Here is a 24,784-nt window from a genome sequence, read left to right as displayed (position 1 = left end):
CAGGCACAAGGAGAACAATAGATGTCCGAGCGTGTAACCCTGGGCCGCCTGCAGGTCGCGGCCAACCTCAAGCGTTTTGTCGAAGACGAAGTCCTGCCGGGCACCGGTATCGACGCCACCGCGTTCTGGCGGGGCCTGGACCAGCTGGCCCACGACCTGGCGCCGAAGAACCGCGCCCTGCTCGCCGAGCGCGATCGGCTGCAGCTCGAACTGGACGCCTGGCACAAGGCCAACCCGGGCCCGATCAAGGACATGGCCGCCTACCGCGCCTTCCTCGAATCCATCGGCTACCTGCTGCCGGTGCCGGGCGAGGTGAAGATCGACACCGCCAACGTCGATAGCGAGATCGCTACTCAGGCCGGCCCGCAGCTGGTGGTGCCGATCATGAACGCCCGCTACGCGCTGAACGCCGCCAACGCCCGTTGGGGCTCGCTGTACGACGCGCTGTACGGCACCGACGCCATCTCTGAAGAGGGGGGCGCGCAGAAGGGCCCGGGCTACAACGAAGTCCGTGGCGCCAAGGTCATCGCCTACGCGCGCAATGTGCTCGACCAGGCCGCGCCGCTGGCTGAAGGCAGCCACGCCGACGCCACCGCCTACCGCGTGCAGGACGGCCAGCTCAAGGTGACCCTGGAAAACGGCACCGTCACCGGCCTCAAGCAACCGGAGAAGTTCGTCGGCTTCCAGGGCGAAGCGGTCGAGCCCAAGGCTGTACTGCTGAAGAACAATGGCCTGCACATCGAGATCCAGATCGACCCGAACAGCCCGATCGGCCAGACCGATGCCGCCGGCGTGAAAGACCTGCTGATCGAAGCCGCGGTTTCCACCATCCTCGACTGCGAGGACTCGGTCGCCGCGGTGGATGCCGACGACAAGGTGCTGGCCTACCGCAACTGGCTGGGCATCGTGCAGGGCACCCTCAGCGAGGAAGTCGCCAAGGGCAATTCCAGCTTCGTCCGCCGCCTCAACCCGGACCGCGAGTACAGCGCGCCGAACGGCGGCACGCTGAAGCTGCACGGCCGTTCGCTGCTGTTCATCCGCAACGTCGGCCACCTGATGACCAACCCGGCGATCCTGCTCGAAGACGGCAGCGAGATCCCCGAAGGCATCATGGACGGCGTGTTCACCAGCCTGATCGCCAAGCATGACCTGGCGCGCAAGGGCAACTCGCGCACCGGCAGCTTCTACATCGTCAAGCCTAAGATGCACGGCCCGGCCGAAGTCGCCTTCGCCGACGAGCTGTTCGGCCGCGTCGAGGACCTGATCGGCGTGCCGCGCTTCACCCTGAAGATGGGCATCATGGACGAGGAGCGCCGCACCAGCGCCAACCTCAAGGCCTGCATCGCCGCCGCCAAGAGCCGCGTGGCGTTCATCAACACCGGCTTCCTCGACCGCACCGGCGACGAGATGCACACCTGCATGGAAGCCGGCCCGGTGCTGCGCAAGGGCGACATGAAGAACACCCCGTGGATCAAGTCCTACGAGCGCAACAACGTGCTGGTCGGCCTGGCCTGCGGTCTCGCCGGGCGCGCGCAGATCGGCAAGGGCATGTGGGCCATGCCGGACCTGATGGCCGCCATGCTCGAACAGAAGATCGGCCATCCGAAATCCGGCGCCAACACCGCCTGGGTCCCGTCGCCCACCGGCGCGACCCTGCACGCACTGCACTACCATCAGGTAGACGTGCAGGCGGTGCAGCGCGAACTGCAGAAGGTCGACCTGGCCGCCGAGCGCGAGCAGCTGCTCAATGACCTGCTGACCATCCCGGTGGTCGCCGCGGACAAGTGGAGCGCCGAAGAGAAGCAACAGGAGCTGGACAACAACTGCCAGGGCATCCTCGGTTACGTGGTGCGCTGGGTGGAGCAGGGCGTCGGTTGCTCCAAGGTGCCGGACATCCACGATGTCGGCCTGATGGAAGACCGCGCCACCCTGCGTATCTCCAGCCAGCACATCGCGAACTGGCTGCACCACGGTGTGGTGACCTGCGAGCAGGTGCAGGAAACCCTGGAGCGCATGGCCAAGGTGGTCGACCAGCAGAACGCCGGCGACCCGCTGTACCGCCCGATGGCGCCGGACTACGCCAAGTCCATCGCCTTCCAGGCGGCCAGCGACCTGGTGTTCAAGGGCCGCGAGCAGCCGGCTGGCTATACCGAGCCGCTGCTGCACCAGTGGCGCCAGCGCTTCAAGGCGGCCAACCCGGCCTGAAGCGAGCCATGAACGGCAAGGCGGGAGCCTGTCTCCCGCCGGTACCAGACAGGAGCCCCGGACGCCGATTTTTGCGTTCGGGGCTTTCGAGCATGGGGATCTGCCAGGCAGTTCGGCAGGCACCCGGGGGGTCCGCAACTGCGACGGCCGTAGGCTGTGACGGCGCGGGGTTCCATGCAAGGCACCGGGCTTGCCCGGACATAAGAAAAGCGGTTCACAACAAAAACAGGGACTACTAATGAGTCAAACACTACTGTCCATACTGGCCTTCGTGCCGCTGGTGCTGGCGGGTGTCCTGCTGATCGGCTTTCGTTGGCCGGCCAAGTACGCGATGCCGCTGGTTTTCGTCCTCACTGCGCTGATCGGCCTGCTGGCCTGGGACATGACCCTCAACCGGGTCATCGCTTCTACCTTGCAAGGGTTGATCCTCACCGCGGCGATCCTCTGGATCATCTTCGGTGCGATTCTGCTGCTGAACACGCTCAAGCACTCGGGAGGCATCTCGGCGATCCGTCGCGGCTTCTCTAACGTCAGTCCCGACCGCCGCGTGCAGGCGCTGATCGTGGCCTGGCTGTTCGGATGCTTCATCGAAGGGGCCTCCGGCTTCGGTACGCCGGCGGCGGTGGCGGCGCCGTTGCTGGTGGCGCTGGGCTTCCCGGCCTTGGCCGCGGTGGTGCTGGGGATGATCGTGCAGTCCACGCCGGTGTCCTTCGGCGCGGTGGGCACGCCGATTCTGGTCGGCGTCGGTGCCGGTCTGGACAAGAGTGGTATCAGCGCGCAGCTGGCGAGCGTCGGCAGCAACTGGGACGTGTTCTTCCACCTGATCTTCTCACGGGTGGCGATCATCCACGGCCTGTGCGGGATTCTCATGCCGCTGATCATGATCAGCATCATGACGCGCTTCTTCGGCCGCAATAAGTCCTGGTCGGAAGGGCTGGTGGTGGCGCCGTTCGCCATCTTCACCGGCCTGAGCTTCGTAATTCCGTACGCCGCTGCCGGCGTGTTCCTCGGTCCGGAGTTCCCCTCGATCATCGGTGCTCTGGTCGGTCTGGCCATCGTCGTACCGGCGGCCAAGGCCGGCTTCCTGCTGCCCAAGCAGAGCTGGGACTTTGCCCCGGCCAGCGAGTGGCCGGCGGAGTGGATGGGCAAGATCGAGATGAAGATCGAGGACGTGGCCGGCAAGACGCCGGTCTCCGTGCCGATGGCCTGGGCGCCGTACCTGCTGCTGGCGGCGTTCCTGGTGATCTCGCGGGTGTTCCCGGACGTCAAGGCCGCGCTGGTGGGCATCAGCTTCGGCTGGAAGGACATCCTCGGCGAGGCTGGCGTTTCCGGTGCCATCGAACCGATCTACCTGCCGGGCGGGATCCTCTGCATCGTCGTGGCGATCACCTTCTTCCTGCATCGCATGAGCGCGCGCGAGCTGGGTGCGGCGATCAACGAGTCGAGCCGGACGCTGCTCGGCGCGGGCTTCGTGCTGATCTTCACCATTCCGATGGTGCGTATCCTGATCAACTCGGGGGTCAACGGCTCCGATCTGGTGTCGATGCCGGTGGCGATGGCGCAGCTGGTGGCCGACAGCGTGGGTTCGGTGTATCCGTTCTTCGCGCCGGCCGTGGGTGCGCTGGGCGCGTTCATCGCCGGTTCCAACACCGTGTCGAACCTGATGCTCTCGCAGTTCCAGTTCAACACCGCGGGCCTGCTGGGTCTGTCCGGTGCGCTGATGGTGGCGCTGCAGTCGGTGGGCGCGGCGGCGGGCAACATGATCGCCATCCACAACGTGGTCGCGGCTTCGGCTACCGTGGGCCTGCTCGGGCGCGAAGGCATCACCCTGCGCAAGACCATGCTGCCGACGCTGTATTACCTCGTCCTGGCTGGCAGCATCGGCCTGCTAGGCTTCTACGTACTGGGTATCACCGATCCGCTGGTGGGCGTCGCCCGCTGAGTACGCAGCAACCCTGAGCGACGGGCGGCCTTGGCCGCCCGTTTCGTTCGTGGCATGGCAAGTCCGCGCGTGCTCGTATAGCGTGCGGTTCGATGAATACAGTATCGAGGTCCGGAATGAACAAATGGCAGTGCGTGGTGTGCGGATTCATCTATGACGAAGCGGCCGGGTTGCCCGAGGAGGGCATCGCGCCGGGCACCCGCTGGGAAGACGTACCGGAAGACTGGACCTGCCCCGACTGCGGCGTCGGCAAGGTGGATTTCGAGATGGTCGTGGTCGCCTGAGCCACGCTTCGCACTACAACGAGGAGGACAACGTGACAGCACCTATCGTGATCATCGGCACCGGCCTGGCCGGCTACAACCTGGCGCGCGAGCTGCGCAAGCTCGACAGCGCGACGCCGCTGCTGCTGATCACCAGCGATGACGGGCGATCCTATTCCAAACCGCTGCTGTCCACCGGCTTCGCCATGGGCAAGGACGCCGACGGCCTGGGCCAGGCCGATGCCGGCGAGATGGCCGAGAAGCTCAATGCCGAAATCCGCACCCACACCCGGGTCACCCGCCTCGAGCCCGCGGCGCGCCGCATCTGGATCGACAACGAGCCGGTGGCCTATCGCGATCTGGTGCTGGCCTGGGGCGCGCAGACCATTCGCGTGCCGGTCGAGGGCGATGCGCAGGACGCGATCTTCCCTATCAACGACCTGCACGATTACCGCCGTTTCCGCACGGCGGCGCAGGGCAAGCGGCGTGTGCTGATTCTCGGCGCCGGGCTGATCGGCTGCGAATTCGCCAACGACCTGCTGACCGGCGGCTATCAGGTCGACGTGGTCGCGCCGAGCACACAGATCATGCCCGGGCTGCTGCCGCTCGAGGCCGCCACCGCGGTGCAGGGCGGGCTGCAGCAGCTCGGCGCGCGCTTTCACCTGGGGCCGGTACTGCAACGCCTCGATCGCACGGGCGACGGCCTGCAAGCGCGTCTCTCGGATGGGCAGACGCTGAGCTGCGACCTGGTGGTGAGCGCCGTCGGCCTGCGACCGCGCACCGAACTGGCCGCCCAGGCCGGTCTGCAGGTGGCGCGCGGCATCGTCGTCGATCGGCTGCTGCAGACCTCGCAGCCGCACATCTACGCACTGGGCGACTGCGCCGAAGTGGAAGGGCTCAGCCTGCTCTACGTGATGCCGCTGATGAGCGGCGTGCGCGCACTGGCCAGGACGCTGGCGGGCACCCCGACGATGGTCAGCTACGGTGCCATGCCGGTCACGGTCAAGACGCCGGTATGCCCGCTGGTGGTCTCGCCGCCGGCCGTTGGCGCCGACGGCCACTGGTCCGTGGAGGCCCAGGGCGCCGACGTGCGTGCACGCTATCTGGGGCCCTCCGGCCAGCTGCTCGGCTATGCTCTGACAGGCGCGGCAACGCAGGAGCGGATGGCGCTGAATCGGCAGCTTCCTCCGGTATTGGCGGAACTGCCGCAAGTTCTGTCGCTAAAGGCCTGAGCCGGGATCGGACTTGAGTCGTAGAAGACTGGCGCAGGTGCTAGCAGCATGCCATTCTCGACGCGTCTGCCCGGTCTAGAGCCGTCGCAGCGCCTTAGAACGCTGTTCCTCGGAGCAGCAGGACACAACAACAACAAAGTCTCAGAGGCTTCCAATGCGCAAACCGGAACTCGCCGCAGCCATCGCCGAGAAGGCCGACCTTTCCAGGGATCAGGCCAATCGTGTACTCAACGCCGTGCTCGATGAAATCACCAATGCGCTGCACCGCAAGGACAGCGTGACCCTGGTCGGCTTCGGCACCTTCGTACCACGCCATCGCGGCGCCCGCACCGGCAAGAACCCGCAGACCGGCGAGCCGGTCACCATCAAGGCCAGCAACACCGTGGCATTCAAGCCCGGCAAGATGCTCAAGGACGCCGTCAGCTGACGTGCGCCACCCGGAGCCCCAGCGGCTCCGGGTCAACTGACCGTCCGGTCGCTCACCGACCCCGCCGTACCCGCACTTTCGCCTGCCGATCCAGCCTCTACAATGCGGCCTTTTCCTCGTATCGGTCGGACGTCACCATGAAATTCCGTTTCCTGCTTTGGATGCTGGGCCGCCTGATGGCCAAGGCCAGCCGTACCAACCCCGAGTTCCAGCAGCAGCTGGGCGACAAGGACCTGACCTTCCAGCTGCATACCCTCGACGGCAAGGTGGCGCGGCATTTCGTCGTGCGCGACCAGCGCGTCACCAGCAAAAGCGGCCCGGCGAGCGAGCCGGCGTTTTCGCTGGGCTTCAGGGATGCGGACTATGGGTTCGAGACCATGACGGCGAAGAACAAGCAGCTGGCGTTCATGCAGGGGATTCAGGACAAGAACATCCAGATTCAGGGGAATCCGGCGCTGGTGATGTGGTTTCAGGGGCTGACCAAATACCTGAAGCCTCGTAAGAAGAAGTAACCCTGCCGCGGCACCTTCAAGAACCGTAGGGTGGAGAACCGCGTAGCGTTTTCCACCTCGTAGGGCGTCCCTGCCGGCGAACGACGCCGCGCTTTCCTCGGCACGGCCGAGGCACAGGCTCCAGCATTCGCCGATAAGTCGGTCTGCGGCACTATGCCCCGTCCTGCTCCCGCCAAACCCTCGCTTCATCCGTCAACCAGTCCCGAAACGCCACCAAACTCGCCGACTCCACCTTGCGCTCCGGAACCATCAGGTAATAGGCCCGCGTCTCGCTGCGGTAGGCGTGCGGGTGCGCCAGCACCAAGCGCCTCTCGGCCAGCTCGCGCTGGATCAGGAACTGCGGAATCAGCGCCACGCCCATGCCATGCTCGGCCGCCTGCGCCAGCATGGAGAACAGCTCCAGCCGCGGGCCGGTCATGTCGCGGGCGACTTTAAGCCCCAGCGAATCGAACCACTGGCGCCAGGCGTAGGGCCGGGTGGTCTGCTGCAGCAGCGGCAGTTCGGCCAGGGCCTGGGGCGTGAACGGCTGACCGTCGCGCAGCAGGGCGGGGCTGCAGACTGGCTGCAGGTCCTCGGGCATCAGGTAGTACGCCTCGGTACCGGACCAGTCGGCATCGCCGAAATAGATGGCAGCATCGAACTCGGTATCGGCAAAGAGAAAGGGCCGGGTGCGGTTGGTCAGGTTCACCGTGATTTCCGGATGCAGCGCCTGGAAATGCCTGAGGCGCGGCACCAGCCACTGAGTGCCGAAGGTCGGCACCACGGCCAGCTCCAGGCTCATGGCGCCCTGCTGGCCCATCACCGACAGCGTGTCGCGCTCCACCGCGTCCAGCTGCGCGGCGATGCGGCGGGCGTAGGACTGGCCGGCGGCGGTGAGCTTCACGCCGCGCCGCGAACGGCGGAACAGCGCCAGGCCGAGGAATTCCTCCAGCCCGCCGATCTGCCGGCAGATGGCGCTCTGGGTCAGCGCCAGCTCGTCGGCCGCGCGGGTGAAGCTCTCGTGGCGGGCGGCGGCCTCGAAGGCGATCAGCGCGGCGGTACTAGGGATCTTGCGGCGCATTATGCAAAGACCTCACGGGATAAGCCTGATAATGGACCCGGAGCTTATCTCGGAGTGATCAAAACGCACAGCTTGGTGCGAAATCCTCGTTTGCGACGCACCGTCGCGGCGCCTAGGATCAGCTCATCCCGCCCGCGCGCCCGCGGTGCCGAAGACAACAAGAGGAGCCCCCGAATGGCCGGCAAAGCAAGCTTCAACTGGATCGACCCGCTGCTGCTCGACCAGCAGCTGACCGAAGAAGAGCGCATGGTGCAGGCCAGCGCCGCGCAGTTCGCCGCCGACAAGCTGGCGCCGCGGGTGCTGGAAGCCTTCCGCCATGAGCGCACCGATCCGGCGATCTTTCGCGAGATGGGCGAGACCGGCCTGCTCGGCGCGACCATTCCCGAAGCCTACGGCGGCAGCGGGCTGAACTACGTGTGCTACGGCCTGATCGCCCGCGAGGTCGAGCGCATCGATTCGGGCTACCGCTCGATGATGAGCGTGCAGTCCTCGCTGGTGATGGTGCCGATCCATGAGTTCGGCAGCGAGGCGACCAGGCAGAAGTACCTGCCCAAGCTGGCCAGCGGCGAATACATCGGCTGCTTCGGCCTCACCGAGCCGAACCACGGCTCCGACCCTGGCTCGATGGTCACCCGGGCGAAAAAGGTCGACGGCGGCTATCGCCTGTCCGGCAGCAAGATGTGGATCACCAACAGCCCGATCGCCGATGTCTTCGTGGTCTGGGCCAAGGATGACGCCGGCGAGATTCGCGGCTTCGTGCTGGAAAAGGGCTGGGAAGGGCTGTCCGCCCCGACGATTCACGGAAAAGTCGGCCTGCGCGCCTCGATCACCGGCGAGATCGTCATGGACAACGTGTTCTGCCCGGAAGAGAACGCCTTCCCCGATGTGCGCGGGCTGAAGGGGCCGTTCACCTGCCTGAACAGTGCCCGCTACGGCATCAGCTGGGGTGCACTGGGCGCCGCCGAGTTCTGCTGGTACACCGCGCGCCAGTACGTGCTCGACCGCCAGCAGTTCGGTCGGCCGCTGGCGGCCAACCAGCTGATCCAGAAGAAGCTGGCCGACATGCAGACCGAGATCACCCTGGCCCTGCAGGGTTGCCTGCGCCTCGGCCGCATGAAGGACGAGGGCACCGCCGCGGTGGAAATCACCTCGATCATGAAGCGCAACAGCTGCGGCAAGGCACTCGACGTGGCGCGCATGGCGCGCGACATGATGGGCGGCAATGGCATCAGCGACGAGTTCGGCGTGGCCCGGCACCTGGTCAACCTGGAGGTGGTGAACACCTACGAGGGCACCCACGATGTGCATGCACTGATCCTCGGCCGCGCGCAGACCGGCATCCAGGCGTTCTTCTGAAACTGCACCCCTCTCCCAGAAGGAGAGGGTGCTTGCTCCGTCCAATAGCCTTCGAGGTTTCGTCCATGCCCGGCGCCTTGTCCCATATCCGTGTTCTCGACCTGTCGCGCGTGCTCGCCGGGCCCTGGTGCGGGCAGATCCTCGGTGATCTCGGCGCCGAGGTGATCAAGGTCGAGCGCCCTGGCACGGGCGACGATACCCGCCATTGGGGCCCGCCCTATCTCCAGGACCAACACGGCGAGAACACCTCGGAGGCGGCCTATTACCTGACCGCCAACCGCAACAAGCAGTCGCTGACCGTCGACTTCACCCGGCCCGAGGGCCAGCGCATCATCCGCGAGCTGGTGGCGCAGTGCGATGTGCTGCTGGAGAACTTCAAGGTCGGCGGGCTGGCCGCCTACGGGTTGGATTACGAAAGCCTGAAGGCGATCAATCCGCGGCTGATCTATTGCTCGATCACCGGTTTCGGCCAGGACGGCCCCTACGCCACACGCGCCGGTTACGACTTCATGATCCAGGGCCTCGGCGGGCTGATGAGCCTGACCGGCCGCAGCGATGCGGAGGAGGGCGCCGGGCCGGTGAAGGTCGGCGTGGCGCTGACCGATATCCTCACCGGCCTGTACGCCACCGTTGGCGTGCTCGCTGCGCTGGCACATCGCGAACGCAGCGGCGAGGGCCAGCATATCGACACGGCGCTGCTCGACGTGCAGGTCGCCTGCCTCGGCAACCAGGCGCTCAACTACCTCACCACCGGCGTGGCGCCCAGGCGCATGGGCAATGCCCATCCGAACATCGTGCCCTATCAGGATTTCCCCACTGCCGACGGCGACATCATCCTCACCGTCGGCAACGACGGTCAGTTTCGCAAGTTCTGCGAGGTGGCCGGGCGTCCCGAGTGGGCGGCCGATGCCCGCTTCGCCACCAATCGCGCGCGGGTCGCCCATCGCGCCGAGCTGATTCCGCTGATCCGCCAGGTCACGGTGTTCCGCACCACGGCCGAATGGGTCGGTGCGCTCGAGCAGGCCGGCGTGCCCTGCGGGCCGATCAACGACCTGGCCCAGGTATTCGCCGACCCGCAGGTGCAGCATCGCGGGCTGAACGTCGAGATGCCGCACCCGCTGGCCGGGCGTGTGCCGCAGGTGGCCAGCCCGCTGCGGCTGTCCGCTTCGCCAGTGGCGTACCGCAACCCGCCACCACTGCTCGGCGAGCACAGCGAGGCGCTGTTGCAGCGGCTGCTGGGCATGAACGACGAGCAGATCGCCGGCCTGCGCGCGGCCGGAGTGATCTAGCCTGGAGGCTATCTAGCTCAGAAGCCTTCCAGCACGATCTTGCCCTTGGCCTTGCCGCTTTCCAGCAGGGCATGGGCGCGGCGCAGGTTGGCCGCATTGATGGTGCCGAAGTGCTCGCCGAGGGTGGTGCGCAGCACGCCCAGATCGACCAGCTGGCTGACGCGCTGCAGCAGGTGGTGCTGCTCGATCATGTCCGGGGTCTCGAACAGCGAACGGGTGAACATCAGCTCCCAGTGCAGCGACAGGCTTTTGCGCTTGAGCTTCATCACGTCCAGCGGCTGGGCCGGATCGTCGATGAGCGCCAGGCGGCCCTGCGGCGTCAGTGCCTCGACCAGCTGGTCGAAATGCTGATCGGTCTGGGTCAGGCTGGCGACATGGCTGACGCTGGCGAAACCGGCGCGCTGCAGCTCGGTGTGCAGCGGCTGGCTATGGTCGATGACATGATGGGCGCCGAGTTCGCGGGCCCAGGCCTGGGTTTCCGGGCGCGAGGCAGTGGCGATCACGCTGACCTTCGTGAGCTGACGGGCCAGCTGCAGCATGATCGAACCGACGCCGCCGGCGGCACCGACGATCAGCAACTGCTGCCCGGCGCCCTGGCCTTCCACCAGTTGCAGGCGTTCGAATAGTAGCTCCCAGGCGGTGATGGCAGTCAGCGGCAGTGCGGCGGCCTCGGCAAAGCTCAGGCTCCGCGGCTTGCGCCCGGCGATGCGCTCGTCCACCAGATGGCGTTCGCTGTTGCCACCGGCGCGAGCGATGGAGCCGGCGTAGAACACCTCGTCGCCGACCTTGAACAGGCTGACTTCGCTGCCCACCCCGACGACCACGCCGGCGACGTCCCAGCCCAGCACCTTCGGCTGACCGGCCTCGGGCTGGGTGTTGCGGCGTACCTTGGTATCCACCGGATTGACCGAAACGGCGCGCACCTCCACCAGCAGATCGCGCGGGCCGGGCACCGGCTCGGGCAGTTCCACGTCCTGCAGCGCGCGGGGATCGTCGATGGCGAGGGATTCAGAGTAGGCGACCGCTTTCATGCTGTTGCTCCGTATGGATTCGGTGGAGGGGCATGCTCAGCTATTTGACGCGGCGGAAAAACGGGGCGATAAGCGAGGCTCTTTCAACAGGATTTTGAAAATGCTGCGTATCGACGACCTGCAGCTGTTCGTCCGTACCGCCGACAGTGGCAGCCTTTCCGCCGCCGCGCGCGGGCTCGACGTGTCGCCGGCGGTGGCCAGTGCGGCCTTGAAGCGCCTGGAGGCGAGCCTGGGCGCGCGACTGTTCGTGCGCTCCACCCGCAGCCTGCGTCTGACCGCCGAGGGAGAGGCGTATCTGCTGCATGCCCGGGCAGCACTGGCCAGCCTGCACGAGGGCGCCCAGGCGCTCGCTGGCGGGCGTGAGGCGATCAGTGGTGTGCTGCAGCTGTCGGCGCCGTCCGACTTCGGGCGCAACGTGCTGCTGCCCTGGCTCGACGAATTCCAGGCGCGCCATCCGCAGTTGCAGCTGCGCCTACTGCTGGGCGACGGGTTGACCGATCTGTTCCGCCAGCCGGTGGACCTGGTCCTGCGTTACGGCGAACCGCAGGATTCGAACCTGGTGGCGCTGCCGGTGGCGGCTGGCAATCGCCGTGTGCTGTGCGCTGCGCCGGCCTACCTGCGGCGCCACGGCGCGCCGCAGCGGCTTGACGAACTGGCCGGGCACAACTGCCTGCGCTTCATGCTCGCCGGACGTGTGCACGACCGCTGGTGCTTTCAGGAGGGACGGCGGGCGCTCACCGTGCAGGTCAGCGGTGATCGGGTCAGCGACGATGCCGACGTGGTGCGGCGCTGGGCGCTGGCCGGCGGTGGGCTGGCCTACAAGTCCTGGCTGGATATCGCCGACGACGTGGCCGCGGGCCGTCTACAGGTGCTGTTGCCAGACTGTCTCGGCGAGGCGGCGCCGCTCAGCCTGCTCTGCGCCCATCGCGCGCAGCTCGGCAAGCCGGTACGGCTGCTGCACGACTATCTGCAAACGCGCTGTTCGGCACTGCTGGCGCAGGCGCCCTGGCGCAATGGTGCTTACGTTCTGGCTGGTGCCTAGGCGCAGCGGCAATCGGTCCGCCTGAACTCTGCCGGCGCTTGGTTATCCTTATGCAGTAACCCACCACTGAAATGGACGAGCGGATCATGCAGACGCAGCGCTTCAGATCTACCTGGCAACTGGCGATTTTGCTGTTTTTCTCCGCGCTGCTCAGCGGCTGCGGCATCAACAACATTCCGCAGTACGACGAGCAGGTGAAATCCGCCTGGGCGCAGGTGGAGAACCAGTATCAGCGCCGCGCCGACCTGATCCCCAACCTGGTGGAGACAGTCAAGGGCTTCGCCCGCCAGGAGCAGGAAACCCTGACCGCAGTGATCGAGGCGCGGGCCAAGGCCACCTCCATCCAGGTGGACGCCAGCACCCTGGACAATCCCGAGCAGCTGCAGCAGTTCCAGCAGGCGCAGAACCAGCTGACCGGTGCGCTGAGTCGCCTGATGGTGGTCTCCGAGCGCTACCCGGAGCTGAAATCCAACCAGAACTTCCTCGCCTTGCAATCGCAGCTCGAAGGCACCGAGAACCGCATCGCCGTGGCACGGCGTGACTTCATTGCCGCGGTCGAACGCTACAACACCGAGATTCGCACCTTCCCCGGGCGCATCTGGCACACGCTGATGTACAGCGACATGCCGATCCGCGAAACCTTCGAGGCCACCGCCCAGAACGCCGAACAGGCGCCGCAAGTGAAGTTCCAGTGAGATTCGCGTCGGTTCTGCTGCTCGGCCTGCTGTTCTGGGCGGCGGGCGTCGCCGCGCAGCCGCTGGCGTTGCCGGGGCTGAGCGGTCGGGTGGTGGATGGCGCCGAGCTGCTCGACGCCGCGACCGAGGCGCGCCTGACGCGCATGCTCGCCGCGCACGAGCAGGCCACCACCGAGCAGGTGGTGGTCGTGACCGTGCCGGATCTGCAGGGCCGCAGTATCGAGGAGTTTGGCGTGGCGCTGGGACGCGCCTGGGGGATCGGTCAGCGCGGCGAGGATAACGGCGCGCTGCTGATCGTGGCGCGCGACGAACGGCGAGTGCGCATCGAGGTCGGCTATGGCCTGGAAGGGCGGCTGACCGATGCGCAATCTTCGCTGATCATCAACGGCATCATCGTGCCGGCCTTTCGCGAGGGCGATTTTGCGCGAGGCATCAGCGCCGGCGCCGAGGCGATGATCCAGGTGCTCGGCGGCGATCCGCTGCAAAGCGCGGCACTGCGCCCGGCAATGCCGATGGGTTCGCAGGAGCCCGGCGGCCTGGGCATCCTCGGATTCTTCCTGATGCTGGTGGCGATCTTCCTCATCGGCGGCGGTCGTGGCGGGCGCGGTGGTCGCCGCGCGCTGCTGCTCGGCGCGTTGCTGGGTGGCATGGGTCGCGGCGGTGGGGGCGGCTTCGGCGGCGGTGGAGGTTTTGGCGGAGGGGGCGGCGGCTTCGGCGGCGGCGGTGCCTCTGGTGGCTGGTAATCAACGATGGACGCGTAATGACCTTACTGAGCGAGAGCGAGCTGCAACAGGTAGCCGCGGCGATCGAGCGCATCGAGCGCGACACCGATGCCGAGGTGGTGACTGTGCTGGCCGCCCAGGCCGACGACTACCGCTACATTCCGCTGCTCTGGGCAAGCCTGATCGCCTTGCTGCTGCCCGGCGCGTTGCTGTTCTTCGGCGGCTGGCTGAATGCCTGGCAGCAGCTGCTGGTGCAATGGGCGACGTTTCTCGTGCTGGCCGTGGCGTTCCGCGCGCCGGCGCTGACCAGTCGGCTGATTCCGCGCGCCGTGCGCAACTGGCGGGCCTGCAACCTGGCGCGACGGCAGTTCATCGAGCTGAACCTGCATCACACCGAGGCCGATACCGGCGTGCTGATCTTCGTCAGCGAGGCGGAGCGTTATGTGGAGATCCTCGTCGACCGCGGCATCGCCAGCCGTATCGACAATGCCGCCTGGGAGACGATTGTCGCCGCCTTCACCGAACGGGTGAAGCAGGGCCGGGTGCTCGAGGGCTTCCTCGGCTGCATCGAGTCGGCCGGCGCGCTGCTGGCGCGGCATGTGCCGGCCACCCATGCGCGCAACGAGCTGCCCAATCGGCTGGTGGTGCTGGACTAGCGGCGTTCGAGGGGGCCACCGCAGCCATTGCCGCGATGGGCAAGGCTGCGCCGCCGTTGCCCACCCTACGTCCAGGCACAGGTTGCGTAGGGTGGAAAGCGCGCGCAGCGCTTTTCCACCGAACCCGTTCCCGAGGTGCGCCTCGCGCCGGCCTCAGGCCATCCCCGGCCCGTCGTCGCACGGCTTGTCCTGTGGCGCAGGCGAGAGCTCGAAGTGCTCAGCATGCTCCAGCGTGCTGGCGGCGACGCGATCGAGGGTGCCGATCTGGCCGCCGATGCTGCTGATGCTGGCGTCGCGGTGATGCGCGGGCAGCCGCTCGATAGCCGCCAGCACCTCTTCGCCGGGCACGGTTTCGCTGGCCAGCAGCCGCGCGGACACCTCGTCCAGCGCCGGCCGCAGCCGCTGCAGCAGTGCCTGGCAGTCACGTTCGAGCTGGCGGAGCAGATCATCGGCGGCGCGGATGGTGTCGCCCGAGTCGAACTCGATGTGCGCATCACGCACCGCCTGCAGGCTGAGCAGCGAGCCTTTCGGCCCCATGCCCAGCGCGCCGACCATCGACAGGGCGATCTTCGAGGCCTCCTGCAGGTCCTGCCCGGCACCGGACGAGACCTCATGGAAGTACAGCTGCTCGGCGCAGCGCCCGGCCAGCAGCATCTGGATGCGCGCGCGCAGCTCGGACTCCATGTGCAGGCGCTTGTCCTCCACCGGCGTCACCAGGGTCACGCCCAGCGCCTGGCCGCGCGGCAGGATGGTGACCTTCTCTACCCGGCCGACCTTGAGTTCGGCTGCCACCAGCGCGTGGCCGGCCTCGTGCACGGCGATGCGCTTGCGGTCGGTCGGCGACATCGGCGTCACGCCCGACGGCTGTTCGCCGATGCGGCAGGTTTCGACGGCATCGACGAAGTGGCCCATGTCGACCTGCGTGGCGCCCGTGCGGGCCGCCAGCAGAGCGGCATGGTTGACGATGTAGGCGATGGCCGCTGGCGTCAGCCCTACGCTGTTGCGTGCCAACTGGGGGAAGTCCAGATCGCTGGCGGCGCTGATCCGCCCGGCGTACAGGCGAAACAGCGCCTCGCGGTCGTCCAGCCCCGGCAGACCGACAGCGATGCTGCGGTCGAAACGGCCCTCGCGCACCAGCGCCGGGTCGAGCGAGTTGGGGAAGTTGGTCGCGCCCAGCACCAGCACGCCGCTGGCGCCGTCGAAGCCGTCCAGCTCGGCGAGGAACTGGTTGATGATGCGGTTGCTCTCGGCATCGCTGGAGCGTTGCTGTTCGGCGCGCTTGCCGATGCCGTCGATCTCGTCGATGAAGATGATGCACGGCGCCTGCTTGCGCGCGGTGCGGAACAACGCCTTGACTTTCTGGATGCCGACGCCGAAGTACATCGAGGAAAAGTCGCTGCCGGTCACCTGGATGAAACTGGCATTCGATTCGCTGGCCAGTGCCTTGGCCAGCTGGGTCTTGCCGGTGCCGGGCTCGCCGGTCAGCAGCACGCCCTTGGGCGGCCGTGCACCGAGGCGCGCGTAGGCGGCCGGATCGCGCAGGTAAGCGGTGACATCGGCGAGCGCCTGCTTGGCCTCCGCGGCGCCGATGACATCGGCGAAGGTCACGCCGCTGCCCTTGCGCTGTACCTCGAAGCCGCGGGTCTTGAGGATGAAGAACAGCGCGCCGCCGAGCAGCAGCAGGACCATGGGCGAGTAGGGCAGCAGGGACAGGTAGAACGGCTTGTCCGCCGCGGTTTCGAACAGCGTCAACGGAAACAGCTCGCCGCTGCTGGCGTAGTGGTCGAGCAGCAGTGCGGCGACCTGCCCGGACTGCTCCGGCACCCAGTAGCGCTGGCCGTCGCGGGCGCTGATGTAAACCGCGTCGGCGCCCAGTGCGGCGCTGGCGATGGCGCCGTCGCGCAGGTCGGCGAGCAGTCGGGAGAGGTCGCCGCGATGGGCTTCCCAGCTTTCGCGCGAGGTCTGCAGTTCGGCCAGCATGGCGGCCGCGGAACCGGCGGCCGGCGGTTGCACGGGTGTGGCGGGACGAGTCGCCCAGAAAGCCAGCACTGCGAGCAGCAGCAGGGCGAACATGGACAGCGCAAGACCCGGACGGCCCTGGTGCAAACGTGGTTTCTTCATTTCACATCCAATCGGGGCAGGCCCGACGCGTCGATAAAAACACTGCCCGACAGGGCAGACCACAGTTTTCTGATGCGGGCGAAACCCGCCGGCGCACAGCACGCTGTGCGTGCGGTCGCTAGCTTATGGATGCTGTTCTGTGCCAGACCGCTGGTCGGTTTTTAATCAACCGCCAGCGGCGAGGATACGGCAAGCGAGGTCGCCCGGACCGTCACGCGACGAACGGACGGCAGGTTTGCGACGAATGACAGGTCGTCGACGGAACCCTTTCGTGCTCTTGGGAGCAAGAGCGTATGCAGACCCGACACCGCTCGCGCCGGTGCGATTGCATGCGGCGCTGCGGAATCTTTTGCCGATTTCGACTGCCTTAGTGGTTCGGCTTAATCATTGCCGTTCCGCTAGCTGTCGATTCGAGAGACCGATGAACGATCCGCACCTGAAGCTGTTGCGCTGCGTGGCCGGTTTGCCGGCGTTGTGGCTGGCTACGGCCGCTGCAACCGACCTGCCCGAGCCCAGCGGGCATGTGGCCCGCGTCGAGGGCGCGGCCTATGTCAGTAGCCGTGGTTATACCAATGCTGCCCGGGTCGGCCAGGCGATCATCCCCGGGGTAACGCTGAGCACCGGCGAAGGCGGCGCGCTGGGCGTGATCCTCAGCGACGGCAGTGTGCTTTCGTTCGGTCCGCACAGCGAGCTGGTGCTGGACGACTATCGCTTCGCCCCGGCCGAGGATCAGTTGCGGTTCGATGCGCGCCTGCAGCGTGGCACGTTGAATCTGCTCGGCGGCGATATAGCCCGTCTGGCACCGGGCGCCATTGCCGTGGACACCCCAGACGGCCGTGTGCGGCTGCACGGCGGCCAGATGTTGCTGAAGGTGGTGGAACGATGACCGGCTGGCGTGGGTGGGGCTTGGTCCTGCTGGCGGCGGTGCTCGCCGGTTGCAGTGGACGCTCCTACGTGATGCTGCCTGGCGCCGGCAGCGTGGCGCTCGCCGATCAGGAGCCACCGCAGCTGACGCAAGCCGGGCAGGGCATGACGCTGGCCGATGCGCGCCCGTTCAGCGTGAGCGCGTTGCGTCGCGAGCGGGACTTCCAGCGGACACTGGCGGCGCAACCGGCACTGCCGGAGCGCCACATGCTCCAGCTGCGCGCCGACGGCCAAGTCGACGCCGCCGCCGAGGCGGTCGTGCAGCAGATTCTGGAAGCCGTACGGCGTCGCGATTACCCGGTGGTTACGGTGATCGGCCATACCGATACGCTCGGCGCCGAGGCGGCCAATGTGCGGGTCGGCCTGCGTCGCGCGCAGGCGGTTGCCGAGCTGTTGAAGGCCCGTGGGCTGGAGACGATGGAGTTGCGGGTGACCAGTCACGGCGAGCGCAATCTGCTGGTGGCGACGCCGGATGCGACCGCCGAGCCGCGCAATCGTCGGGTCGAGGTCTTGATTCGCTGAGCGCGGTCTGCGCTGAAGAAGGGGGCGCACCGGCTGGCGGTGCGCCAATCAGGTCAGTCGATGACCAGGATCGCGTCCATTTCCACCTGCGAACCCTTGGGCAGCGCAGCGATGCCAATGGCGGCGCGCGCCGGATAGGGTTGCTGGAAGTAACGGCCCATTACCTCGTTGACGGTCGCGAAGTTGCCCAGATCAGTGAGGAAGATGTTGAGCTTGACGACATCCTTCAGCGAACCGCCAGCGGCTTCGGCCACGGCCTTGAGGTTCTCGAAGACCTGCACCGCCTGGGCCTCGAAGCCCTCGACCAGCTCCATCGTCTTGGGGTCCAGCGGAATCTGGCCGGACAGGTAAACGGTATTGCCGGCCTTGATCGCCTGGGAGTAGGTGCCGATGGCAGCGGGGGCCTTGTCGGTGTTGATGACGGTCTTGCTCATGGAAACTCCTCTGCGGAATAGGCAATTGGCCGGTCAGCATAATGGCTTGTGACAACCGCAGCCACCGTCGGCGATGACGTGCGAGTTGGCGGCTCCGGTGCCTTGCGGGACGAAACTCAGGCCCTGAGTCGCGTGATCCGGGTGACGCCCTTGATTGCGCGCAGTTTCTTGATCACCCGCGCGAGGTGCACGCGATCGTGCACGCTGACCACCAGCTGGACCACGCTGACACGCCCGTCGCGCTCGTCCATGCCGATCTTCTCAATGTTGCCGTCGGCGGCGTTGACGCTGCCGGCGAGCAGGGCGATTAGGCCACGCTGGTGCTCCAGCTCGATGCGCAGCTCGACGTTGAATTCGCCGGTGACGTCCTTGGCCCAGGACAGCTGGATGCATTTGTCTGGGTTGTGGCGGAATTCGGCGATGTTCCGGCAGGTGTCCAGATGCACCACCATGCCTTTGCCGGCGGACAGGTGGCCGACGATCGGGTCGCCCGGGATCGGCGTGCAGCACTTGGCGTAGCTGAGTACCAGGCCCTCGGTGCCGCGAATCGCCAGCGGGCCTTCGGCGCTGGGGGCCTGCTCGCCGTCGCTGGCCAGCAGGCGCCGGGCGATCACGTAGGCCATGCGATTGCCCAGGCCGATGTCCTCGAGCAGATCCTCGATGAATTCGACGTGGTACTCGGCGAGAACCTGGCGGATGCGTTCGGCGCTGATCTTGTCCAGGCTGGTCTCGAAGCCGGTGAGTGCCTTGTTCAGCAGGCGTTCACCGAGGCTGATGGATTCCGAGCGACGCTGGAGTTTGAGCGCATGGCGGATATGGGTGCGCGCCTTGCCGGTGACCACGAAGTTCAGCCAGGCCGGATTCGGCCGTGCGCCCGGCGCGGTGACAATTTCCACCGTCGAGCCGCTTTCCAGCGCCTGCGACAGCGGCGCCAGGCGCCGGTTGACGCGGCAGGCGATGCAAGTGTTGCCGACGTCGGTGTGCACCGCGTAGGCGAAGTCCACCGCGGTGGAGCCCTTGGGCAGCTCCATGATGCGACCCTTGGGCGTGAAGACGTAGACCTCGTCCGGGAAGAGGTCGATCTTCACGCTCTCGATGAATTCCAGCGAGTTGCCGGCGCGCTGCTGCAGTTCCAGCACGCCCTTGACCCACTGCCGGGCGCGGGCATGGGTACCCTTGGGCACGTCGTTCTCGTCGGATTTGTACAGCCAGTGCGCGGCGATGCCGTTGTTGGCCATCTCTTCCATCTCGCGGGTGCGGATCTGGATTTCGATGGGCACGCCGTGCATGCCGAACAGCGTGGTGTGCAGCGACTGGTAGCCGTTGGCCTTGGGAATCGCGATGTAATCCTTGAAGCGGCCGGGCAGCGGCTTGTACAGGCTGTGCACGGCGCCGAGCACGCGGTAGCAGGTATCGACCTTGTCGACCACGATGCGGAAGGCGTAGACGTCCATGATCTCGTTGAATGCCTTGCGCTTGCCGCGCATCTTCTTGTAGATGCTGAACAGGTGCTTCTCGCGGCCCATCACCTCGCCTTCCAGGCCATCGCGCGCGAGGCAGTGAATCAACGACTGCTCGATCTTCTCGACGATCTCGTTGCGGTTGCCGCGGGCGCGCCGCACCGCGGCGCGAATGCGCTCGGAGCGCATCGGATGCATGGCCTTGAAGCCGAGGTCCTCGAACTCCACGCGCATCGAGTGCATGCCCAGGCGGTTGGCGATGGGCGCGTAGATTTCCAGGGTTTCCTTGGCGATGCGCCGGCGTTTCTCGCCGGCCAGCACTTCGAGGGTGCGCATGTTGTGCAGGCGATCGGCGAGCTTGACCAGGATGACGCGGATGTCGCGCGCCATGGCCATGGCCATCTTCTGGAAGTTTTCGGCCTGCGCCTCGGCCTTGGTTTCGAAGTTCATCTGGGTCAGCTTGCTGACCCCGTCGACCAGTTCGGCAACGGTTTCGCCGAATTGCGCAACCAGCGCTTCCTTGGGAATGCCGGTGTCCTCGATGACGTCGTGCAGCATTGCGGCCATCAGGCTCTGATGGTCCATGTGCATGTCGGCGAGGATGTTGGCTACCGCGAGGGGATGGGTGACGTACGCTTCACCGCTGCGCCGGCGCTGCCCGTCGTGGGCCTGCTCGGCGTAGAAGTAGGCCCGGCGGACCAGGTTGACCTGGTCCGGGCCGAGGTAGGTCGACAGGCGATCGGCAAGCGTATCTATGGCTGGCAAGGCTGTGCTCCTTGCCGGCGCGATGTAGGCTCGGCGGTTCGACTTCGACCTGGCATTTAATCAGATGGCCTCGTTGGGCTCTTCCTCGTACTGGATGAAGAGCGGCTCGTCGTCGACGATTTCATCCTGTGCAATGACATCGTAGTCGACCAGGCCGGAAGCGATCTCGCGCAGGGCGACGACGGTCGGCTTGTCGTTTTCCCAGGCCACCTTCGGCTCCTTGCCGCCGGTCGCCAGCTGGCGTGCACGCTTGGTGGCCAGCATGACCAACTCGAAGCGGTTATCGACGTTGTCCAGGCAATCTTCAACGGTAACGCGGGCCATGGTGTTCCTCGTGAGCAATAGCGGTATAGCGGGCCCGGATGGGCGAGCGGACGGAATAGTCTAAAAAATCACCATCGCGAATGGAAGCGCTGTTTGGGCGTGGGAGCGGGCGCGGATGCCCGTCGGCGCACGCTCAAAGGTATTCCGGCTTGAGAATGCCCTGGAGTTGCGCATGCGGAATGAACAGCTCCGGATGCCCGCTGGAGTAAGGCGCGATGCTGTAGACGTCATACTTGAGCAGCACGCCGTCCTCGAGCAGGGCGATATGCGCGGTCTGCTGGAACGGCCACTGCTCGCGGAAGTCGGAGTTCTGTGCCTGGTCGTTCTGCGTCAACCAGCGCTGGTGGGCCTGGCGGGCGGCGCGCCAGAAATTGCCTTCCTGGCCGGGGATCAGCAGGTCTTCCAGGCGCAGTTCGCGGTGCCGTGCGCTGTCGTAATTGATGAAGCCGCGCCCCGGCATGCCGTGGGCGCCTCCGGTATAGAGGTAGCTGGACAGCTCGATCACCGTGATGTCGCCATGTTGCTCACGCACCTTGGCCTGCAGATAGCTGGCCCAGCCAGGTTCGGCGTCGCGCAGGAACTCGGTCTGGTAGGCGTCCAGCGACGCCGGCAGCCGTGCATCCGGTGCGTTGAGCGTCATGCGACGCAGGCGCTCGTCGATCAGACGGTCGAGTTGCGGCTCGTCGGCAAAGTGCAGCGTGTCGATATTGACCAGCGGACAATCCTCGCCTTCGCAACCGTGCGGACGTTCCTCGGTGAGGCGCTGCGTGGCCTGCGGCGCTTGTTGTAATGGGCTGTGCTGGCAGGCGCCGAGCAACAGCAGGCTGGCCAGCAGGGCGTAGACGGGAAAACGTGCGGTAGCGGTCGGATGGCTCATGGTTCGCCTGTCGGGGTGAGGTGCCGTTTCGAGTTCGTCGGGTGTCTGAAGTTCGGCCGTGAGCGAATCCGGGCGCCTTGCATCGGTCAGCTGAGGGCTGCGGCGGTGTTGACGGCGCGCTAGGATGATCACGGAGACGGCTCACGATGTGCGGCTGTAGTCATGCCAGTGCCGGCGCAGTGCGGATCATGTCAGCCGCTGCGCGGGTGCGGTCCAACCGAATGTGAGTGATGTCCAGATGAGCGAGACTTTCAAGCCCGGCCCGGATGATGTCCAGATCCTGCGACGCGAGCAATGCTTCAGCGGTTTTTACCGCCTGGAGCGCCTGCACCTGCGTCATCGCCAGTTCAACGGTGCGATGGGCGCGGAGCTGAGTCGTGAGCTGTTCGTGCGTCATGATGCGGTGTGCGTGCTGCCCTATGATCCATGCCTGGACCGGGTGGTGCTGATCGAGCAGTTCCGCGTCGGCGCGCTGGGCAAGGCGAGCAATCCCTGGTTGATCGAGCTGGTCGCCGGGCTAATCGATACGGATGAACAGCCGGAGGAGGTGGCGCGCCGCGAGGCCATCGAGGAGGCCGGGCTGGAGCTGGGCGAGCTGTGGCCGGTGACCCGCTACTTTCCGTCGCCGGGCGGCAGCGACGAGCAGGTCCACCTGTTCGTCGGTCGGTGCGACAGCCAAAACGCTGAAGGTATATTCGGCCTGGCCGAGGAGGGCGAGGACATTCGTGTGCACGTCTGGACGCTGCAGCAGGCGCTGCAGGCCGTGCGTGACGGGCGCATCGACAACGCTGCGAGCATCATCGCCCTGCAATGGCTGGCGCTGAACCGCGATGACGTGCGGGGAGCCTGGCAATGAACCGGCGCCGCGAGCGCTACCGGGTCGACCTGCCCGAGCTGCAGGCGACCTGCGAGGCCAATTACCTGCGCCTGCTGCGTCTGCTGCCGGAGATGCGCCAGCCCGGCCGTACCCGGCGCATCGCCATCAGCCAGGGCGATCAGCTGCTCGGCGTGCTGGTGCTGCAGGTGCTGGAAAACTGCCCCTACACCACCACCGTGCAGGTCAGCCAGGAGCACTGCCTGAGCTGGCTGCCGGTGCCGAGGATGGAGGTGCGCGTGTATCACGACGCGCGCATGGCCGAAGTGGTTCGCGCGGAGAATGCCCGGCGCCTGCGTGGCATCTACCATTACCCCAACGCACAGATGCATCAGCCGGACGAAAAGAGCCAGCTCAACCTGTTCCTCGGCGAGTGGCTCAGCCATTGCCAGGCGTGCGGCCACGAACTCGAGCCGGTGCTCTGAGCGTCCGTCGCCGGCGCCGTTCTGTGATCCACGCCCACTTCCCGCGGTTTCCCTCCCGTGTGGAGCCAACCATAATTCGGTTGCGATTTTCCCGAGGAGAAGGGCCTTGCTTGGTGCATCCCTGACCGCTGCTGAAGAGTCGGTGCTGCTGGTGCAGCTGACCGATAGCCATTTGTTCGCGCCGGCGCAGGGCACCCTGCTGGGCATGGACACCTGCGACAGCCTGCAGCGGGTGATCGATCTGGTGCTCGAGGAGCAACCGCATATTGACCTGCTGCTGGCCACTGGCGATCTCTCGCAGGACGGCTCGCTCGAGTCGTACCAGCGCTTTCGCGAACTGTCGACGCGCATCGCCGCGCCTGCGCGCTGGTGCCCGGGCAACCATGACGAGCGCGAAGCCATGCGCGAGGCGACCCGTGGGACCAGTCTGATGGAGCCGGTGTTCGAGTGCGGCAACTGGCGGGTGATCCTGCTCGATACCCTGCAATCCGGCGAAGTGTTCGGCGTGCTGGACGAGCCGCAGCTCGAGTGGCTCGACGCGACGCTGCGTGCTGCGCCCGAGCAGCACCACCTGATCTGCCTGCACCACCATCCGGTGACGATCGGCAGTCGCTGGATGGACAGCATCGGCCTGCGTGAGCCCGAACGCTTGTTCGAGGTGCTCGACCGCCATCGCAACGTCCGTGCACTGCTCTGGGGGCACATTCATCAGGAATTCGAGCAGGTGCGCAACGGCGTGCGGCTGCTCGCCTCGCCCTCCACCGGCGTGCAGTTCGCGCCGCGTAGCGAGCGCTTCAAGGTCGATAGCCTGGCGCCTGGGTATCGCTGGCTGCGCCTGCACGGCGACGGTCGTCTGGACACTGGCGTGTCGCGCGTCAGCGGCATCGACTTCGAGGTGGACTACAGCGTCAAGGGCTACTGAGCCGCGCCGGCAGGCAGCTTGCACCGTGCGGCGTCCGCCTTGTAGCCTTCCCCGTCCCTTGCCTGCCAGCGAATCGAATGACCAGCGATCGTCCCGCCATCCTCTATATACACGGGCTCAACAGCTCGCCATTGTCCCAGAAGGCCCGTCAGCTCAGTGCCGCGCTCACGCGCATCGGCCTGGCCGGCTGCCTGCGGGTGCCGGCGTTGCACCATCATCCGCGTCAGGCCATCGCCCAGCTGGAAACGGAGCTGGCCGCGCTGGGCCGGCCGCTGCTGGTCGGCAGCTCGCTCGGCGGCTACTATGCGACCCACCTCGCCGAGCGCCATGGTCTGCGTGCGCTGCTGATCAATCCGGCGGTGCTGCCGCATCGGCGTTTCGATGGCTACCTGGGGCCGCAGACCAATCTCTACAGCGGCGAAGTCTGGGAACTCACCCATGACCATGTCGCGGCGCTGGCAGAGCTGGAAGTGCCGCCGCCGCAGGATGCCGGGCGCTATCAGGTCTGGCTGCAGACCGGCGATGAAACGCTGGACTATCGCCAGGCCGTCGACTTCTACCGTGGCTGCGCGCTGCGGATCCAGGCTGGGGGTGACCACGGTTTTCAGGGCTTCGCCGAGCGTCTGCCGGCGCTGCTGGCGTTCGCCGGGTTCGCTCCGACGCTCTGGCTCGAGACCGATTTTTCCGATTCATAAGCTATCGAG

25 protein-coding genes are annotated in these 24,784 nt (G+C 66.5%); 18 read left to right on the top strand and 7 right to left on the bottom strand.

The genetic code is table 11. The annotated features are described in order from the left end of the window. Positions 1 to 21: 21 nt before the first annotated feature. The 6 genes from U8L64_RS17095 to U8L64_RS17070 all read left to right on the top strand — a co-directional run bounded on the left by U8L64_RS17095 (position 22) and on the right by U8L64_RS17070 (position 6,581). A complete protein-coding gene (locus tag U8L64_RS17095) occupies positions 22 to 2,205 on the top strand; it encodes a malate synthase G (protein ID WP_333398339.1) in 2,184 nt (727 codons plus the stop codon). 238 nt (positions 2,206 to 2,443) lie between these two features. Continuing rightward, positions 2,444 to 4,147: an L-lactate permease gene (locus U8L64_RS17090; RefSeq protein ID WP_333398338.1), complete on the top strand. Its 1,704-nt coding sequence runs from the start codon at positions 2,444 to 2,446 to the stop codon at positions 4,145 to 4,147. A gap of 116 nt (positions 4,148 to 4,263) precedes the next feature. Then, positions 4,264 to 4,431, top strand: a complete 168-nt coding sequence (locus U8L64_RS17085; protein WP_234302873.1) for a rubredoxin — start codon at positions 4,264 to 4,266, stop codon at positions 4,429 to 4,431. 32 nt (positions 4,432 to 4,463) lie between these two features. Continuing rightward, positions 4,464 to 5,642, top strand: a complete 1,179-nt coding sequence (locus U8L64_RS17080) for an FAD-dependent oxidoreductase (RefSeq protein ID WP_333398337.1) — start codon at positions 4,464 to 4,466, stop codon at positions 5,640 to 5,642. Between the two features lie 154 nt (positions 5,643 to 5,796). Continuing rightward, entirely contained in the window at positions 5,797 to 6,069 is a 273-nt protein-coding gene (locus tag U8L64_RS17075) for an HU family DNA-binding protein (RefSeq protein WP_043299591.1), read from the top strand. Between the two features lie 137 nt (positions 6,070 to 6,206). After that, positions 6,207 to 6,581, top strand: a complete 375-nt coding sequence (locus U8L64_RS17070) for a helicase (protein WP_008569595.1) — start codon at positions 6,207 to 6,209, stop codon at positions 6,579 to 6,581. 151 nt (positions 6,582 to 6,732) lie between these two features. Here U8L64_RS17070 and U8L64_RS17065 read toward each other — a convergent pair whose 3' ends face one another. Then, positions 6,733 to 7,641 (bottom strand): LysR family transcriptional regulator, encoded by a 909-nt coding sequence (locus tag U8L64_RS17065; RefSeq protein ID WP_333398336.1) that lies wholly within the window; start codon positions 7,639 to 7,641, stop codon positions 6,733 to 6,735. 174 nt (positions 7,642 to 7,815) lie between these two features. Between U8L64_RS17065 and U8L64_RS17060 the strand changes: the two genes are divergently transcribed. Beyond that, a complete protein-coding gene (locus U8L64_RS17060) occupies positions 7,816 to 8,997 on the top strand; it encodes an acyl-CoA dehydrogenase (protein WP_333398335.1) in 1,182 nt (393 codons plus the stop codon). A 65-nt stretch (positions 8,998 to 9,062) separates the two neighbouring features. After that, positions 9,063 to 10,286, top strand: a complete 1,224-nt coding sequence (locus tag U8L64_RS17055) for a CaiB/BaiF CoA transferase family protein (RefSeq protein ID WP_333398633.1) — start codon at positions 9,063 to 9,065, stop codon at positions 10,284 to 10,286. 17 nt (positions 10,287 to 10,303) lie between these two features. On the opposite strand, the gene U8L64_RS17050 is transcribed toward U8L64_RS17055, so the two are convergent. Then, positions 10,304 to 11,317: a zinc-binding alcohol dehydrogenase family protein gene (locus tag U8L64_RS17050; RefSeq protein ID WP_333398334.1), complete on the bottom strand. Its 1,014-nt coding sequence runs from the start codon at positions 11,315 to 11,317 to the stop codon at positions 10,304 to 10,306. 100 nt (positions 11,318 to 11,417) lie between these two features. Between U8L64_RS17050 and U8L64_RS17045 the strand changes: the two genes are divergently transcribed. From U8L64_RS17045 to U8L64_RS17030, 4 genes are all read left to right on the top strand, one after another. After that, entirely contained in the window at positions 11,418 to 12,359 is a 942-nt protein-coding gene (locus U8L64_RS17045; RefSeq protein WP_333398333.1) for a LysR family transcriptional regulator, read from the top strand. Positions 12,360 to 12,430: 71 nt separating this feature from the next. Beyond that, positions 12,431 to 13,054, top strand: coding sequence for a LemA family protein (locus U8L64_RS17040; protein ID WP_175415054.1), 624 nt, complete (start codon positions 12,431 to 12,433; stop codon positions 13,052 to 13,054). Continuing rightward, positions 13,051 to 13,797, top strand: coding sequence for a TPM domain-containing protein (locus U8L64_RS17035; RefSeq protein WP_333398332.1), 747 nt, complete (start codon positions 13,051 to 13,053; stop codon positions 13,795 to 13,797). Before U8L64_RS17040 ends, U8L64_RS17035 begins: the two co-directional genes overlap by 4 nt. Before the next feature lie 17 nt (positions 13,798 to 13,814). After that, entirely contained in the window at positions 13,815 to 14,432 is a 618-nt protein-coding gene (locus U8L64_RS17030; protein WP_077682165.1) for a TPM domain-containing protein, read from the top strand. 153 nt (positions 14,433 to 14,585) lie between these two features. On the opposite strand, the gene U8L64_RS17025 is transcribed toward U8L64_RS17030, so the two are convergent. Further along, positions 14,586 to 16,553 carry an AAA family ATPase gene (locus tag U8L64_RS17025; protein ID WP_234302864.1) on the bottom strand — a complete coding sequence of 656 codons (1,968 nt, stop codon included), beginning with the start codon at positions 16,551 to 16,553 and terminating at the stop codon, positions 14,586 to 14,588. A 421-nt stretch (positions 16,554 to 16,974) separates the two neighbouring features. Between U8L64_RS17025 and U8L64_RS17020 the strand changes: the two genes are divergently transcribed. Both U8L64_RS17020 and U8L64_RS17015 read left to right on the top strand, forming a co-directional pair. Further along, entirely contained in the window at positions 16,975 to 17,439 is a 465-nt protein-coding gene (locus U8L64_RS17020) for a FecR domain-containing protein (RefSeq protein WP_043297769.1), read from the top strand. Beyond that, on the top strand, positions 17,436 to 17,999 hold the full coding sequence (locus U8L64_RS17015) for an OmpA family protein (protein ID WP_138300509.1): 564 nt from the start codon (positions 17,436 to 17,438) through the stop codon (positions 17,997 to 17,999). Before U8L64_RS17020 ends, U8L64_RS17015 begins: the two co-directional genes overlap by 4 nt. Positions 18,000 to 18,052: 53 nt before the next feature. On the opposite strand, the gene U8L64_RS17010 is transcribed toward U8L64_RS17015, so the two are convergent. The 4 genes from U8L64_RS17010 to U8L64_RS16995 all read right to left on the bottom strand — a co-directional run bounded on the left by U8L64_RS17010 (position 18,053) and on the right by U8L64_RS16995 (position 21,859). Then, on the bottom strand, positions 18,053 to 18,433 hold the full coding sequence (locus tag U8L64_RS17010; RefSeq protein ID WP_043297766.1) for a RidA family protein: 381 nt from the start codon (positions 18,431 to 18,433) through the stop codon (positions 18,053 to 18,055). A 116-nt stretch (positions 18,434 to 18,549) separates the two neighbouring features. Beyond that, positions 18,550 to 20,658, bottom strand: a complete 2,109-nt coding sequence (gene spoT, locus U8L64_RS17005) for a bifunctional GTP diphosphokinase/guanosine-3',5'-bis pyrophosphate 3'-pyrophosphohydrolase (RefSeq protein WP_043297765.1) — start codon at positions 20,656 to 20,658, stop codon at positions 18,550 to 18,552. 60 nt (positions 20,659 to 20,718) lie between these two features. Next, complete coding sequence (gene rpoZ, locus U8L64_RS17000; protein ID WP_043297764.1) at positions 20,719 to 20,982, bottom strand: DNA-directed RNA polymerase subunit omega; 264 nt, start codon at positions 20,980 to 20,982, stop codon at positions 20,719 to 20,721. 133 nt (positions 20,983 to 21,115) lie between these two features. After that, the gene (locus U8L64_RS16995; protein ID WP_077682162.1) at positions 21,116 to 21,859 is read right to left on the bottom strand and encodes an RsiV family protein; all 744 of its coding nucleotides are present in this window, start codon (positions 21,857 to 21,859) and stop codon (positions 21,116 to 21,118) included. A 238-nt stretch (positions 21,860 to 22,097) separates the two neighbouring features. Here U8L64_RS16995 and U8L64_RS16990 point away from each other — a divergent pair, with 238 nt between their 5' ends. From U8L64_RS16990 to U8L64_RS16975, 4 genes are all read left to right on the top strand, one after another. Further along, positions 22,098 to 22,715: an NUDIX domain-containing protein gene (locus tag U8L64_RS16990; RefSeq protein ID WP_054094080.1), complete on the top strand. Its 618-nt coding sequence runs from the start codon at positions 22,098 to 22,100 to the stop codon at positions 22,713 to 22,715. Next, positions 22,712 to 23,158, top strand: coding sequence for a DUF1249 domain-containing protein (locus U8L64_RS16985; protein WP_043297760.1), 447 nt, complete (start codon positions 22,712 to 22,714; stop codon positions 23,156 to 23,158). Before U8L64_RS16990 ends, U8L64_RS16985 begins: the two co-directional genes overlap by 4 nt. A 106-nt stretch (positions 23,159 to 23,264) precedes the next feature. Beyond that, the gene (gene cpdA, locus U8L64_RS16980; protein WP_165593743.1) at positions 23,265 to 24,080 is read left to right on the top strand and encodes a 3',5'-cyclic-AMP phosphodiesterase; all 816 of its coding nucleotides are present in this window, start codon (positions 23,265 to 23,267) and stop codon (positions 24,078 to 24,080) included. A 77-nt stretch (positions 24,081 to 24,157) separates the two neighbouring features. After that, positions 24,158 to 24,775: a YqiA/YcfP family alpha/beta fold hydrolase gene (locus U8L64_RS16975; RefSeq protein ID WP_314018085.1), complete on the top strand. Its 618-nt coding sequence runs from the start codon at positions 24,158 to 24,160 to the stop codon at positions 24,773 to 24,775. Positions 24,776 to 24,784: the final 9 nt, after the last annotated feature.

It is taken from the genome of Pseudomonas sp. FIP_A4 (genome assembly GCF_036701605.1).
Lineage (GTDB): Bacteria > Pseudomonadota > Gammaproteobacteria > Pseudomonadales > Pseudomonadaceae > Stutzerimonas > Stutzerimonas phenolilytica.
This window is presented reverse-complemented; position numbering and strand designations above follow the sequence as displayed.

Coding starts and splice junctions, on each gene's coding strand:
- U8L64_RS17095 (WP_333398339.1), top strand. CDS start 22: ATGTCCGAGCGTGTAACCCTGGGCCGCCTGCAGGTCGCGGCCAACCTC.
- U8L64_RS17090 (WP_333398338.1), top strand. CDS start 2,444: ATGAGTCAAACACTACTGTCCATACTGGCCTTCGTGCCGCTGGTGCTG.
- U8L64_RS17085 (WP_234302873.1), top strand. CDS start 4,264: ATGAACAAATGGCAGTGCGTGGTGTGCGGATTCATCTATGACGAAGCG.
- U8L64_RS17075 (WP_043299591.1), top strand. CDS start 5,797: ATGCGCAAACCGGAACTCGCCGCAGCCATCGCCGAGAAGGCCGACCTT.
- U8L64_RS17070 (WP_008569595.1), top strand. CDS start 6,207: ATGAAATTCCGTTTCCTGCTTTGGATGCTGGGCCGCCTGATGGCCAAG.
- U8L64_RS17065 (WP_333398336.1), bottom strand. CDS start 7,641: ATGCGCCGCAAGATCCCTAGTACCGCCGCGCTGATCGCCTTCGAGGCC.
- U8L64_RS17060 (WP_333398335.1), top strand. CDS start 7,816: ATGGCCGGCAAAGCAAGCTTCAACTGGATCGACCCGCTGCTGCTCGAC.
- U8L64_RS17055 (WP_333398633.1), top strand. CDS start 9,063: ATGCCCGGCGCCTTGTCCCATATCCGTGTTCTCGACCTGTCGCGCGTG.
- U8L64_RS17050 (WP_333398334.1), bottom strand. CDS start 11,317: ATGAAAGCGGTCGCCTACTCTGAATCCCTCGCCATCGACGATCCCCGC.
- U8L64_RS17045 (WP_333398333.1), top strand. CDS start 11,418: ATGCTGCGTATCGACGACCTGCAGCTGTTCGTCCGTACCGCCGACAGT.
- U8L64_RS17040 (WP_175415054.1), top strand. CDS start 12,431: ATGGACGAGCGGATCATGCAGACGCAGCGCTTCAGATCTACCTGGCAA.
- U8L64_RS17030 (WP_077682165.1), top strand. CDS start 13,815: ATGACCTTACTGAGCGAGAGCGAGCTGCAACAGGTAGCCGCGGCGATC.
- U8L64_RS17025 (WP_234302864.1), bottom strand. CDS start 16,553: ATGAAGAAACCACGTTTGCACCAGGGCCGTCCGGGTCTTGCGCTGTCC.
- U8L64_RS17020 (WP_043297769.1), top strand. CDS start 16,975: ATGAACGATCCGCACCTGAAGCTGTTGCGCTGCGTGGCCGGTTTGCCG.
- U8L64_RS17015 (WP_138300509.1), top strand. CDS start 17,436: ATGACCGGCTGGCGTGGGTGGGGCTTGGTCCTGCTGGCGGCGGTGCTC.
- U8L64_RS17010 (WP_043297766.1), bottom strand. CDS start 18,433: ATGAGCAAGACCGTCATCAACACCGACAAGGCCCCCGCTGCCATCGGC.
- rpoZ (WP_043297764.1), bottom strand. CDS start 20,982: ATGGCCCGCGTTACCGTTGAAGATTGCCTGGACAACGTCGATAACCGC.
- U8L64_RS16995 (WP_077682162.1), bottom strand. CDS start 21,859: ATGAGCCATCCGACCGCTACCGCACGTTTTCCCGTCTACGCCCTGCTG.
- U8L64_RS16990 (WP_054094080.1), top strand. CDS start 22,098: ATGAGCGAGACTTTCAAGCCCGGCCCGGATGATGTCCAGATCCTGCGA.
- U8L64_RS16985 (WP_043297760.1), top strand. CDS start 22,712: ATGAACCGGCGCCGCGAGCGCTACCGGGTCGACCTGCCCGAGCTGCAG.
- U8L64_RS16975 (WP_314018085.1), top strand. CDS start 24,158: ATGACCAGCGATCGTCCCGCCATCCTCTATATACACGGGCTCAACAGC.